Raw genomic sequence first — 15,022 nt, forward strand, 5'->3', positions numbered from 1 at the left:
ATTTTTAAAATCTTCTCATAGAAGGTCTTTTTGTTGTACCTAAAAATAATCTTTGATAGTTTTTAAAAATAATATTTTCAAAATAATATCTAACCTATTTTTTCATATTAAACTTTACACTATCTTTATTTATATGAAATCAAATATAATTTAGCTTAGCTATAATATTTCATCATTTAAAATAATCTCAATGACAAATTTTTATTTACCTAATTAACAATACTATTTTAACATAATTTTACAATCGATCCAATTATTTTTGTGAAGCTTTGTTTTTTATTTGACATATGTCATATTGTATTAAACTCACTTAATCTCTTGCAATACATTAACATTGCTAACTTTTTAAGTAAAATAAATTTTATTCTAATACATTATATAGCTTTGATATAACTAATAAACTATTCACTTCTAAAGATTTAGTTTGCACTAAAGAAAATGGCGAATTAGTTTCTACTGATAGTTTGAAATATCTTAGTAGAGTAGTAAATTATGAATTAGGAATTTCTTTTAGTTTTCACTCTCTAAGACATACCCATGCTACTATGTTATTAGAAGGTGGTGCAAATATTAAAGATATACAACAAAGATTAGGCCATACTAATTTATCCACAACTATGGATATCTATTCACATGTTACACAGAAAATGAAAACTGACAGTGTTAATATTTTTGAAACACAAATTGCCACCAAGTTATTATAAATGGTGGCAAAATGGTGGCAAATTACACTAAAACAAAATATTAATATGGCTTAACCCTTGATTTTACTTGATTAGTTTAGCTACAGTTTCAATATGACTAGTATTAGGGAACATATCCACAGGTTGAACTTCTACAGTTCTATATCCATTCTCTTCAAGTATAGCTAAATCTCTAGCTAAAGTACTTGGATCACAACTTACATACACTATTTTCTTTGCATTAATATTTGTAATTGCCTCTAGTAGCTTTCTATCACACCCTTTTCTTGGTGGATCTACCATTACCATATCTGCTTTTACACCTTTATTTATTAAATCTGGAATTACACTCTCTGATTCTCCTACAAAGAATTCCACATTATCTACATTATTCTTTAAAGCATTTATTCTAGCATTGTCTATTGCCTGTGAAATTATTTCTACTCCATATACCTTCTTTGCTTTTTGTGATAGAAATAATGTTATTGTTCCTGTTCCACAATAAGCATCAAATACTTCCTCTTCACCTGTTAACTCCGCATACTCTAATGCTTTTGAGTAAAGTACTTCTGTTTGAGTAGGGTTAACTTGAAAAAATGATAATGGTGATATGTTAAATCTAAAATTCCCTATGTAATCCGAAATAGAATCTTCTCCCCAAAGAGTTATACATTTTTCTCCTAGTATTACATTAGTCTTTTTAGAGTTTATATTTTGAACTATACTCTTTATTCCTGGTATATTCTTAACAATTAAATCTATAAATTCATCTTTATTAGGTAATTTTTCACCATTAGTGACTATTACCACCATTACTTCATTAGTAGTAAATCCCCTTCTTATCATTATGTGTCTTAATATACCATCTTCATCATATTCACCATTCACATTATATGGTTTTATGTTATTCTTCTTTATCCACTCTCTAGTTAATTTTACTACTTTATCTGCCACTTCATCCTGTATTAAGCATGTTTCCATATCTATTATTTCATGACTTCTTGGTGCAAAAAAACCTATTTTAAGCTCACCATTTACTAGTCCTATTGGTAACTGAACCTTATTTCTATATCTCCAAGGCTCTTCCATACCTAAAGGAAACTTAACTAAATTCCCCTCTAATTTTCCGATTTTTCCTATACAATCCTTAACTCTTTCCCATTTAAAGTTTAATTGTTCTTTATAACTCATATGTTGAATCTTACATCCACCACATCTTTTATATATATCACATTTCGCTTCACATCTTTCCTTAGATGACTCAATCACTTCAATTAACTTTGCATAGGCAAAGTTTTTTTTAACTTTTATTATTTTTACCTTTACAGTTTCACCTTTTAAAGCACCCTCTATAAAAACTGGATAAGTACCATCTATTTTTGCAATACCTTCTCCCTCATATCCTTGAGATACTATGTTTAATATATATTCTTTATTTTTTTCAACCACGTTTATCACCTATTACTCTTATTTTTGCTTATTAAAGTTTAACATACTAAAATACTACTTACAATATTAATGAAACTAACTATTTAATCCAATTAATTATTTGTTACAAATTCACATCTTAGTATAAATACCTTAGAGAATCTCTTCTATATTAATTTAAATTAATTCATACTTGAAATGTACCTATTATTAATGCTTTTTCTTAGCACCTTATATTTTAAATTAATTACTAAAAATATATAATACTTCATATATAAAAAAAATTTTATTGTAAATATAGAAAAAGGCTACATAAAGCTATAAATTATAAAACTCTAAATGAGTTTAAAATATTAGCTAAAATGTAGCCTAAAAGTTTTTTTATTATATTTAAAGTATTTTTATATGTTCTAAAACTCTCACCCATAAATGGAAAGAGTTAATAAATGCTAGCTCACTTACAATATACCACTAATTATATAAAGTTAGATTTATATTTTATTACTAAGCATTTACTAAATAACTATTCTTTATATATGCTTTTCTTTTTTTATCTATATAATATCTAATTATACGGAATATAAAATAAGCCCCCATTATAAATCCATATATTAAAACGTCCATTAATTTACCTTTATTTATTTTAGGTATATATAATAAAAGAATATGAACATATATTAAACCATAAAACACATATGCAAGTTTTTGTATTCTCTTCCATACTTTAAATTTCATTTTTTTTCTTACAGATGGAAATGATGTAACCATTAGAGGTATCATTATCATAATTAATATTAGTGATATTATTGTAGCTACTAATTTTAGTCCTGATAGTGAGTTAAAATCAAAAAATAATTTTACAAACCATTTAGTCCCATAAAGAATATTATGTCCTAGTGTTAAAATACAAGCTATAATTGATAACTGTGCACGTATACTAAATAATATTTTAGTTATTTTCCATTTTTTATTTAATGCTCCAGTATACATTACAATTGTAAATAAAGCTAAAGCTATGGTTCCTCGTTTCATAGGTTGTAAAATTAAATCAATTAAACTTCCTTTAAGTTCATGAGGTGCCATTTTATAAAAAATAATAAAACCTAACGAAATTATAATTGTAGCAATATAAATTGCATTAGAATATTTTCTTAATTGTTTATGAAATAAAATTGATAATAACAATGTAAATATAATGGAAAAAATTAAAACCATATATAATCTCCTGTAATCTTATATTTTTTTGTTATGTTTTAAAGTAGTACTGATAATATAGCTAAATTAGTGTACTTATACTATAATTAATTTTCATAAATTAATATTTAAAATTTTTTTAAATTATCTTTAACTAATTATCAACACTGTATTAAAACATATCCTTTACTTTTAATATATCTGTTCTAATAAATAAATTTCTTAAAACAGATATATTAATTGTATTAATTTCTAACCAAAAGTACCTGAAACCTTATTCTTCAACAGTTACCTTTATGTCTTTTCTAATAAATTCATCTAAATCTCTAAGATAATACCTAACTGTATACTTACCTACTTTGTTTATATCAACTCTTGAAACAAATTTAACTTCATTAGTTATATCTTTTCCTGTTTTTGATATAACCTTTACTCCTTCTTTTGGATCAAATGTTTGTCCTTTTTTTATAGTTTTATCAGAAACTGTAAATTCTGTTTTTTTATCTATTTTTTTTACTGTTACCTCTATAGACTTAATTTCTTTATTAAAAATGTATTCTACATTATATGTTCCAGGTTCTCTTTCATTTACATTATTTCTTACTATCAAATATTTAATTAAGTTATCTCCATTTTTATTAGTTACTTTTACTCCTTCTAAAGGATTAAACTTTTGTCCTTGCACTATAGTTTTATCTTCTGCTTCTATTATTGCCTTTAAATTATCTGATAATTTATACTCAAAATCTAATCTATAATTTGACTTTATATTATTATTTTTTTTCATATCTTCCTTATTAGCACTAAACAATATAGAATTTTTACCTTGTTCAATTAAATTCTCACCTTTTTCTGTATTAAAATAATATATATTATTTTTCTCGCTCTTCATTCTTGCAATTATTTTTTTATTAATTGTTTTATCATCTACTATAAGTTTTTGAACAAGTTCTAAATTTTCTTTGCTCATTTTTGGATTTTTAATTTCAGTCCATGTCTTTCCATCATCTAAGCTATACTCAAAGGTTTTTATAAAATCACTACTATTTTTCTTTATTCTTAAGTTAAATGTTTTTTCACTTAAAAATTCCTTATTTAATAATTTTATTTTAGTTTCTTCTTCAAAATCTTTTAATGGTACATTTAAATCAATAGGTTTATTGGTTTTATTGTTAATCAGTTCAATTTTATTTTCTTCAAATTTATTAAAAGGTATATTTTTAACTTGTCCATCTTTATAATAAACATCTACACTAATTTTACTTAAATCTAATTTTTTGTTTTCTAATTCATAATCAAATACTTGAATATTATATGAATTATTATCAAGTCCATTTATCACAACATCTTGTATATCAATAGTAGTTTTAGATTTATCAATAGCATTTTTAACTGATTTAGTAATTCCAACAGCACTATATGTAGCTCCCGAAACAGTATCTAATGCTTGTCCTTTTCCTTTATTCTTTAAATATGATTTTACCTGATTTGAAACCTTTCTTTCTATATCCTTATATGAATGACTTTTTCTAATTTTAATTTTGTCAAAGCCATTACTATAATCTCCAATTAACCTTTTTCCTTCATTAATCAAGTCTTGTGAATTATGATTTTTAAGAGCAACTTTTGAAAGCGATTTTAATATACTATCATATTCTAAAATATCATTTATTGTTTTATTCTGATCTTTTAAAATTTCATCAACAATTGGCACAGCCATTTTTCTATATGGAATCATATCATCTCCATATGTATTCTTTTCATTAGACACATCAATACTTTTAACTTTACCTTCTTCAACAATTACCTTAGTTTGAATAAATTTATGTTCATAAAATCCATGATTTTTCCCTATAAATACACCATCGTTTAATTTACTTGGTTTTTCTTTAACTGTTACATAAATTATCTTTTTACTTATTTTATTTTCTTCATCCCTAACAAAATAAATAACAACATATTTTCCAGGTTTATTAACATTAACTTTGCTACTAACAATCATTTTTGATGTTAAATCTTTTCCTTTTGTTGATATAGCTTTAATATTTAATTTAGGATCAAATTTGTCACCAACAAAAATTGTTTTATCTATAGCATTAATATTTACTTTAGAGCCTAAAACAGTTACTTTTATTGTTTTACTTAAATTCCCTAATGTATACGTTACTTTATATTCTCCTGGTATATTCATATTAACTGTATTTTCAGTTATATTAACTAATTCTTTTAAATCTCTTCTATCACTTGATTGAGCTGTTATATAATTTTTAGGATTAAATGCTTCTCCTTGATTTACCGTAATATCTTTTCCATATAACTTATTAAATTTATCATTTAATATAGTAATTGAATACATATATTCTAAATTTACATTTAACTCCATATCTTTTTTAGAAGGCTCAAAATTTCGTTCATTTATTGGTCCAAAATCAGTTAAAGGTTTTAATTCATATATTTCATCATTTATACTTTTTATTCTAATTTTAAGATCTTTTTGTAAGTCTTCATTTGATAATTTTAATTTTTGTACACGTTCTATATTTCCATTTCTTTCTTCCAAAGAATAAAAATCCAATTTTTCAAATCCACTCCAGCTACTACCATTATCTAAGCTATACTCCATTTTTGTTAATGTATTATTACTTACATTTGTGAAATAAACTTTAAAAGAATCTCTTGCTAATGAATCTAACTGAAGCACTTCTAAAAATAAGCATCTATTTTCATTTTCTTTATTAATAATTTTATCTTCTGTTATCTCTTCTTTGGTATCAATATCATAAATTTTTATATTATTTTCTTTTAACTTATTATATGGTAATTCTTTCTTTACACCATCGTTATATTCAATTTCCACAATTAAATTAGATAAATCAATATTTTTCTTTTCATAAAGATTTATAATTAATTTTTTGTTTTTAATATTTATATTTTTTATTTTATTTTCAGTTTTAATCTGAGATTTATCTATTGCATTTTTTACTGAATTTGCTATTCCTCTTGCACTATATGTAGCTCCTGATACAGAGTCTAATACTTCCCCTCTATTTAAACTTTGCATATATTTCCTTATACATTTTTTTAATTTATTAATTTTCGTACCTATATCTTCATTAAAAGAACCCATTTCTTCAGCATATTTTCCTATAAGTTTTTTTGCTTCTTTAATTTTACTTTCCCTATTTCCAATTGAATTTATTTTTTCATATATTTCAACAAATTCATTTAAATCTTCAATAGTTTCCTTTGGTTTTTTTATAATATAATCTATTACTTTTTCAGCTTTTCCATAATAAGGTTGACCATCATCTTTGTAATCAATAATTTTTATACTGTCAATTTTATTATCATTAAATTCAACTTTAGTAACTATATATTTATCTGAATAATATCCTGGTGATTTTCCTTCAAAACTTATATTTTTTATGCTTTTATTATCATCTTTAACAACTTTTACTTCTGCTTTATTATAAATTTTTTCTTTTTGTAAATTCTTTTCATTATTTAAACTCATTTCTTCTAATGAATTTTTAACTGCATTTAAAATAGCTTTACTTGAATAAGTTGCTCCTGAAATAGTATCTATATTATTTATATTTTGATTTAATAATATTTTTGATATTAATTCTTTAGCTGAGTTTAAATAAGCTTCATCTTCTTCACTTTCTATTATATCAATAGTTCTTATTTTGCCATCTTTTATGGTAGTTCTTACTTTTAAATCTCCTCTAAAACCTTCTGCTACCCCAAAATATTCACCATTTTTAAAACTTCCACTTTCTACTTTTATATTAGTTTTTACACTAATATTATCATTAGCTTTTTTATCATTCACTAATTTACTAATTTTATTAGGATTAATAACATTCATTATCTTATTAGTTTCCGTACTAATAAAATCTATTAAATTATTAATATTCTTTTTATTTGAAGAAACATTCTTTGCGCTATCTTCCTTACTATTATTAATTACTGCTTTAGAAGTTGCATTGCTTATTGCTTCTAATATTCCCTTACTTGAATAAGTTGCTCCTGAAACTGTATCAACACCACTTATAGATTGTTTATTTAGAACATTTTCTATAACTTTTTTAGCTTTGTCCATAAATTCTTTATCATCATTATGACTTAACAATTCAATTTTATTTATCTTGCCATATTTTATAATAGCTTTTACTTTTATATCATCTCTAAAACCTTTAGATACTCCAATATATTCTCCATCTTTAAGATTTGAAATATTCATTTTATTCTTAATGGATACATTACTTTTGTTTTCATTAACAATCTTTGTAGTTTCATTATGATTAATAAAATTTATTGTTTTATCAATATTTTTTTCAACTAAATTTACTACATCTAAACCATAATTACTATTCTTATTAACTATAGCTTTTGAAGTTGCATTACTTATTGCTTCTAATATGCCTTTGCTTGAGTAAGTAGCTCCTGAAACGGTATCAACTCCATTTAAAGCTTGTTTAGCTAAAACATCTTTTATCACCTTTTTAGCTTTACTAATAAATTCTTCATCATCATTATGGCTTAATAATTTAATTTCACTGATCTTTCCATTTTTTATAATAGTCTTTATTTTTATATTTCCTCTAAACCCTTTAGCTTCTCCGAAATACTCTCCATCTTTTAAGCTTTCTTCTTTAACATTTATAACTTTCAAATTAATTTTATTTGTATTTTTAGTTGCTTTTTGTCCACTATTGCTTTTTTTCATGTTTTCCACATCATTAAATCCATGGTTTTTAAGAGCATTAATCACAGCTTCTTTTAATCCATTAGATGTAAGAGTTGCTCCTGACACACCATCTACATCTGGTGAATTTTTATTTATAATTCTATCTAAAACTACCTGAGCTTTTGTGAAGAAACTAGGTGTTTCTGAATGTGACAATACCTCTATATTAGCTATCTTTGAATTTTTAACAGTAACTTTAACTTTTATAATTCCACCATAACCTTTTCCTTCTCCTATAAATTCTCCATCTTCAAGATTATGATTTTCATTATCAATATCTTTTTTAAATAAATCTTCTTCTTTATTTTCTTTTTCATTTTTCTCAATATTGTCATTAATTTCAACAACTTTTTTTTCTTTATTATTCTTTAAATAATTAATTGTACCTAAAGTTGAGCCTACTACAGTAGTAGCTGCAATCATTACTATTATAAGTATTTTTCTTCTGTTCATAATTTATAATTTTCCCCCTACTTATCTTTAGCTAATGTATTTTATTTAGATTTTGCTAATGCATTTTTAACTGCTTCTATTATTCCATCAGAACTTTTTGTTGCTCCGCTTATCGTATCTACTTCCACACTTTGTTTTTCAATTATATTAGGAATTAACACTTTAGCATCTACAAAATATTCCTCATCCTCAGTATGGCTTAAAATATTAATATCTTTTATTTTATTTTCATCAATTTTAACATTAACTTTTATTTTTCCATTACATCCGTTTCCGTCCCCCTCATATTCTCCATTATTATAATTTACTATTTCATTTTTTGTTTTACTTAAATCATTTTCTTTAGTAATATTTTTATTTCCACATCCTACTAGACCACCAATAATAGCTACTCCTAAAATTACAGATATACATTTTTTTATCATATTTACTATCCCCCTATTTTAATAATTATATTTTTTATATTTTATTCAATATAGGTATTCCAATTATTACTTTCATACACATTTCCATCTTTATCAACAAATAAAGCTTCTATATTATCTAATGAATTAATTAATTCCATTCCTTTTTTTATTCCCTCTGAAAAACAAACTGTACTTAATGCATCTCCATCTATAGATTTTTTTGATATTATTGTTACTTGTTCTAAGTAATTATCCATTGGATATCCTGTTTTAGTATTTAAAATATGATGATATAGTTTTCCTTCTTTTTCAAAAAATCTTTCATAAATTCCAGAAGACACTACCGATTTATCATCAATGCTTACAGCATCTATAGTTTCTCCTCTATCTTTAAAGGGTTTTTGAATCCCTACCTTAAAATCTTCACTATTTTTTTTACCAACGCAAAGTACATTTCCTCCTAAGTTAATTATTGCACTTTTTACCCCTTCTTTTTTTAATAATTCCTTTATTTTATCTGCTATATATCCTTTAGCTATAGCCCCTAAATCTATTGCCATACCATCCTTTTTAAATCTAATAACATTTCCATTTATCTCTATATCTTTATAGTTTACTTTTTCTAAATTCACTTTTATTTCATCTTCATTAGGAACATAATGTTCTTCATTATTAAAATTCCAAAGATTACTTATTGGTGCTATTGTTATATCAAAAGAACCATTAGATTTTTCACTATAATATATACCTTTTTTAATAACCTCTAAGGTTTCATCACTTACTTTAAGTCCACTTATACCACTTTTATTTAAATTGTATATCTCACTTCCTTTTTTAGTTCTACTAAAAATGTTTTCATAGTAATCACATAACTGAAAAGCCTTCTGTAAAATATCTTCATTACTTTTATCAAATATTTTTATATCTATAATAGTATCTAAATAGAATCCTTGTTTTGATATAGGTGTCTGTTTATTAAAATTCTTTTTTTCAACAGTGATTTTTTCAAATGCAAATATAACTAAAATAATTAACATTATAGAAAAAACTGTAATTATAATTTTATTTTTTATAAAAATCCCCTCCATATGATAAGACATAACTTTATATTTTTATATGTAACTTTATCTTTTCAATATGCTTTAATAAAAGGCTACTTGCTAATCCAACAAATAATCCTGTTGGTATAGATGCACAAAACATTAATGGCATATAATACGTCATTAAATTTGTATTTACCATAATTGAAGCAGTTATTAATTGTCCAATATTATGCATTAATGCTCCCATAATACTTAAAACTATTATTGATATTTTTTTATTAAATAATATATACATTAATGCCATACTAATAAAACTTAAAATTCCTCCAGATATACTATATAACAAGCTGGAAATTGAACCACCAAACATTGAAACTAAAATTATTCTTAATATTAAAACTAAAAAAGCTTCTCTTATATTTAGAAAATATATAGATATAATTATAATTATATTAGCTAATCCTAATTTAGCTCCTGGAGTAAGAAATGGTGTTGGTATTGATCTTTCTATTATGCTTAAAACAATAGCTTGAGATATTAATAAGCTTATTAAAACATATTTTTTTGTATTAAACATATCAATTTTTCTCCTTAACTATTTCAACAACTGTTTTATTAGGTAAACAAACTATCATATCTCCTTCAATATGAATAAACCCTTTTCTTTCACATATTTTATCTTTACATGTTGACTTAATAATAGAAATTTTATTATCCAAAATTTTTAATTTTATATTTTCAATCTCTATAATCTCACATTCACTTTTTAATTTTACTGTTTTCACTACATTTCCATTTACTTTTATTTGTGCATATTCTGCAGTTTTATTCCTATGTGTAGCTAATAAAATACTTATAAAAAAAATAAAAGCTATTATAACTAAAAACACTTTTTTCAACATAATTCCCTCTTTATTAATTTCGATTATCATTATCATCTGTATTTTTCTATTATATATTAATATATTTTTTAAGTCAATTATAACTTAAACATACTATTTTGGTAATTTTTTCTAATATTTATTAAACATAAGTTTAAATTTGTCTAATAATTGAACTTATTATATTTATTTTTTATTATTTTTTAATTTTTACATCTCCTTAATTAATTAAATAGAATTTTACTTCTTAAATAAAATATAATTATTAAAAATTTAAGATTAAAAACAGCTCATACCATTTTTAACCTTAAACCTCATATATATACATAATAAATTTTATTTTAATTGTAAAAATTCTTCATCCTTTTCTTTTTTACTTCTATTATCAAAAGGTGAAGTAATCATAGCTCTAACAAATAATTGTTTATACGTGCCTTTTAACTTTATCATATAATTAATCCATTCTATAGTTAACTTTTTATAGACTATTCTCATATCATATAAAATATGAATTATTTCATATTTCTCTAATTTCCCATCATTATATCTTGCTTTTATTTCATCATTTAAATGAATTAAAGAAATAAGCAAATCAGTAAAAGATTGATCTTCTTTAACCTCTGCATTAGTCATTAAATCTATTAAAAATTCATTTTTGTTATATAATTTTTCTTTAATTTCAACCAAATTAATTTTTTCTATATTTAGTACATATTCATAAGAACTCGCTAGTTGCTTTAAATTTTCAAAACACTCTTCTCTTAAACACTTCGATACCATATTATCAGGTAATATTTTTTGAATATTATCATCACCTTTTACTAAATCTGTTAAAAAATCTGTTCCAAATTCGCTGAAAAATGTTCCTACTAATATATTTATTTTTTTATCATGTTGAATCTTTTCCTTTTGATCTACAGTTTTATCTATAACTAATATATTTAAAATAATTTGTACTGGAGTAAATGCTACTGCAAAAAATATACTAGATACAGTTCCATATAAATTACTAAATATTAAATAATGGATATAGTATAAGAATAAGCCTATTGAAATTAAAGCTAATATTATAACTACATTATCCTTCTTATATTCATCCATTTTAAACACCTCTTTACTTTTTAATCTAGCTTCATTTACTTAATATTATATTTTAAAACTTATGCTATTGTTACTTTACATAATTATTATCCCGTTTCTATTCTTATATTAAAATTCATTTATTATTATTTTTAATAATTATAAAACTATTTTTTAAATTATCTATTATGTTTCTCTTAGTTACAAAAATGTAATATTAATGTAAGTAAAGTAAATTTGAATGTGCATAATATTAGTATAAAATCAATATATAACCAAACTAGGAGGATATAACAATGAAAACTATTTTAAATGTAGATAACATAGAAAAATATTATGGAAATAAAAGTAATGTAACAAAAGCTATTGATAATATTAGCTTTAAAATTAACCAAGGTGAATTTGTAGGAATAATGGGTCCATCTGGAAGTGGTAAAACAACTCTTCTTAATTGTATCTCCACTATTGATACTATAAGTACTGGACATATTTATATAAATGATAAAGATATTACTTCTCTTAAATCTAAAGAAATTGAAAAATTTAGACGTAATGAATTAGGCTTTATATTTCAAGATTTTAATCTTTTAGATACATTAACTGCCTATGAAAATATAGCATTAGCTCTTACTATATTGGGAGAATCCCCTAAAAAGATTGATAATTGTATAAAAAAAGTAAGTAAGGAACTTAATATAGAAGAAATTTTAAATAAGTTTCCATATCAAATATCTGGTGGACAAAAGCAAAGAGTAGCATGTGCAAGGGCTCTTGTTACTAATCCATCTTTAATATTAGCAGATGAGCCAACTGGTGCTTTAGATTCTAAATCTTCTAGATTATTACTTGACTCCTTATCCCATCTTAATGAAAAATTAAACTCTACCATACTAATGGTTACTCATGATGCATTTACTGCAAGTTATGCACACAGAATTTTATTTATAAAGGATGGTAAAATATTCAATGAAATCAGAAGAGGAAATGATAGTAGAAAAGATTTTTTCACTAAAATTATTGAGGTAGTTACTCTTCTTGGAGGTGATACTAATAATGTATTTTAAATTAGCTTTAAACAATGTAAAGAAAAGCTTTAAAGACTATACAATTTATTTTTTAACCCTAACCTTTGCAGTATGTATTTTTTATAGCTTTAATTCTCTAGGTTCACAACAAGCTATGCTTTCACTTTCAAAAAATCAAGGTAATATGTTAGATATGCTTACAAATATTATGTCTGCATTATCTATATTTGTATCTGTTGTATTAGCATTCCTGATTATATATGCTAACAATTTTCTTATTAGAAAAAGAAAAAAAGAACTTGGAATATATATGATTTTAGGAATGAGTAAAAGAAAAATTTCCTCCATATTATTATGTGAAACTTTAATAATTGGATTTGCTTCATTAATTGTGGGGTTATTATTAGGCATAGCTTTATCCCAAGTATTATCTATTATAACAGCAAAGCTTTTTGTATTAAATATAGAAAAATATACTTTTGTTTTCTCAGTAGATGCTACTTTAAAAACTTTACTTTATTTTGGAATAATATTCATTGTTGTTATGTTATTTAATACCCTTGTTATATCTAAATACAAATTAATAGACTTATTAAATGCACGTAAAAAAAGTGAAAATTTAAAGATTAAGAATGCTTATGTTTCAGTTATACTGTTTATAATTTCAATTATTTCATTAGGAGTTGCTTATAATATAATTTTAAAAAATGGACTAACTTCTCCATCACCATTTCTAATATCCATTGTATTAGGATGTATTGGTACACTTTTATTTTTTATGTCCTTATCAGGTTTTATTTTAAAAGTAGTTCAATCAAATAAAAAAATTTATTTAAAGAATTTAAATATGTTTATTCTTAGACAAATAAATAGTAAAATTAATACTGCATACATATCAATGACAATTATTTGCTTAATGTTATTCTTTACAATTGCTATGTTATCTAGTGGCTTTAGCTTTAAGTATGCTTTAGAATACAATTTAAAATCACATACTCCATTTGATGCGTCTATATATACCTATACAGAAAAAATTAATAATCCTAATGCTATTGATTTAAAATATGTATTGAAAGAATCAGGCCTTAATTTAGATGATTATTCTAATAGATATAATACTATTACTAAATATGATAGTGATATAAATACAAAAAATTTTTTACTTGAATATGCAGATCCTAAATTTAAAAATCAATTTGATTCTATGTATGCTGATTCAGCTAAAATTATAAGCATTAATGATTTAAATAATAACTTAAAACTTCAAGGTAAAAAAACTTATACTCTTAATGATAATGAAACTATGCTAATATGTAATTTTGATATTTTTAAATCTACTTTAGAAAATTTTATTTTACAAACAAACAACATAACTTTAAATAATGAAAATTATAAAATTAAAGATAAAAAAGTTTATAATTTTTCTCTAATGACAACTATGACCTCTACTCCAGATATTATATTTGTAGTTCCTAAAAATCACACAAAAAATTTACCTATTAGTGAAACTATTCTTAATATAAACTTCAATGACAATGTAAATTTAAATACCATAGAAAAAAATTTAGAGCCAATTTTATATAAACATATAAATATTAATAATAATGAAATTTTTCTAATTGGATTAACTAGAGAATTAATTTATATTCAAAATAACGGATTATCTACTTTAGTAATATATATAGGAATATATCTTGGATTAATATTCCTACTTACTAGTGCTGCGGTCTTAGCCCTTCAACAATTATCTGAAGCCGCTGATAATAGTTATAGATATAGTATATTAAGAAAAATAGGTGTTTCAAAGAAAATGATTAATAAATCTATTTTAATACAAATATTTATATACTTTATGCTACCTCTTTCTTTAGCTATAATACATTCTATTATAGGAATAAATGTTGCTAGTGATGTAATTAATATATTTGGTGGCTCTTATGATATTTTAATTCCTTCTTTAATAACCGCTTTAATTATATGCATTATTTATGGAGGATACTTTATAGCTACTTATGTAGGATGTAAAAATATGATAAAAGATAATAAATAATCATTACAAAAATGTAAGTTAAATT

The 15,022-nt window shown here is 23.3% G+C and carries 10 protein-coding genes and 1 pseudogene; 3 read left to right on the plus strand and 8 right to left on the minus strand.

All coding sequences use genetic code 11. The features are described from left to right. Positions 1-407: 407 nt before the first annotated feature. A pseudogene (locus tag GBZ86_RS06130) lies at positions 408-704 on the plus strand (tyrosine-type recombinase/integrase); the annotation flags it as partial. A gap of 63 nt (positions 705-767) precedes the next feature. On the opposite strand, the gene rlmD reads toward GBZ86_RS06130, so the two are convergent. From rlmD to GBZ86_RS06170, 8 genes are all read right to left on the minus strand, one after another. After that, a complete protein-coding gene (rlmD, locus tag GBZ86_RS06135) occupies positions 768-2,132 on the minus strand; it encodes a 23S rRNA (uracil(1939)-C(5))-methyltransferase RlmD (RefSeq protein ID WP_327444321.1) in 1,365 nt (454 codons plus the stop codon). Between the two features lie 483 nt (positions 2,133-2,615). Further along, positions 2,616-3,326, minus strand: a complete 711-nt coding sequence (locus GBZ86_RS06140) for a ferric reductase-like transmembrane domain-containing protein (RefSeq protein ID WP_152888769.1) — start codon at positions 3,324-3,326, stop codon at positions 2,616-2,618. Between the two features lie 253 nt (positions 3,327-3,579). Further along, on the minus strand, positions 3,580-8,511 hold the full coding sequence (locus GBZ86_RS06145) for an FMN-binding protein (protein ID WP_152888771.1): 4,932 nt from the start codon (positions 8,509-8,511) through the stop codon (positions 3,580-3,582). Between the two features lie 41 nt (positions 8,512-8,552). Next, on the minus strand, positions 8,553-8,936 hold the full coding sequence (locus tag GBZ86_RS06150) for an FMN-binding protein (protein WP_152888773.1): 384 nt from the start codon (positions 8,934-8,936) through the stop codon (positions 8,553-8,555). Positions 8,937-8,977: 41 nt separating this feature from the next. Then, complete coding sequence (locus GBZ86_RS06155; protein WP_234885122.1) at positions 8,978-9,955, minus strand: FAD:protein FMN transferase; 978 nt, start codon at positions 9,953-9,955, stop codon at positions 8,978-8,980. 67 nt (positions 9,956-10,022) lie between these two features. Beyond that, positions 10,023-10,538 carry a Gx transporter family protein gene (locus GBZ86_RS06160; RefSeq protein ID WP_152888775.1) on the minus strand — a complete coding sequence of 172 codons (516 nt, stop codon included), beginning with the start codon at positions 10,536-10,538 and terminating at the stop codon, positions 10,023-10,025. Between the two features lies 1 nt (position 10,539). Continuing rightward, positions 10,540-10,863 carry a NusG domain II-containing protein gene (locus GBZ86_RS06165; RefSeq protein ID WP_170272172.1) on the minus strand — a complete coding sequence of 108 codons (324 nt, stop codon included), beginning with the start codon at positions 10,861-10,863 and terminating at the stop codon, positions 10,540-10,542. Positions 10,864-11,178: 315 nt separating this feature from the next. Then, positions 11,179-11,943 (minus strand): hypothetical protein, encoded by a 765-nt coding sequence (locus GBZ86_RS06170; RefSeq protein ID WP_152888779.1) that lies wholly within the window; start codon positions 11,941-11,943, stop codon positions 11,179-11,181. Positions 11,944-12,218: 275 nt separating this feature from the next. Here GBZ86_RS06170 and GBZ86_RS06175 point away from each other — a divergent pair, with 275 nt between their 5' ends. Continuing rightward, positions 12,219-12,986: an ABC transporter ATP-binding protein gene (locus GBZ86_RS06175; RefSeq protein ID WP_152888781.1), complete on the plus strand. Its 768-nt coding sequence runs from the start codon at positions 12,219-12,221 to the stop codon at positions 12,984-12,986. After that, positions 12,976-14,997 carry an ABC transporter permease gene (locus GBZ86_RS06180; RefSeq protein WP_152888783.1) on the plus strand — a complete coding sequence of 674 codons (2,022 nt, stop codon included), beginning with the start codon at positions 12,976-12,978 and terminating at the stop codon, positions 14,995-14,997. The genes GBZ86_RS06175 and GBZ86_RS06180 overlap by 11 nt, the downstream gene beginning before the upstream one ends. Positions 14,998-15,022: the final 25 nt, after the last annotated feature.

It is taken from the genome of Clostridium tarantellae (assembly GCF_009295725.1).
Classification (GTDB): Bacteria; Bacillota; Clostridia; order Clostridiales; family Clostridiaceae; genus Sarcina; species Sarcina tarantellae.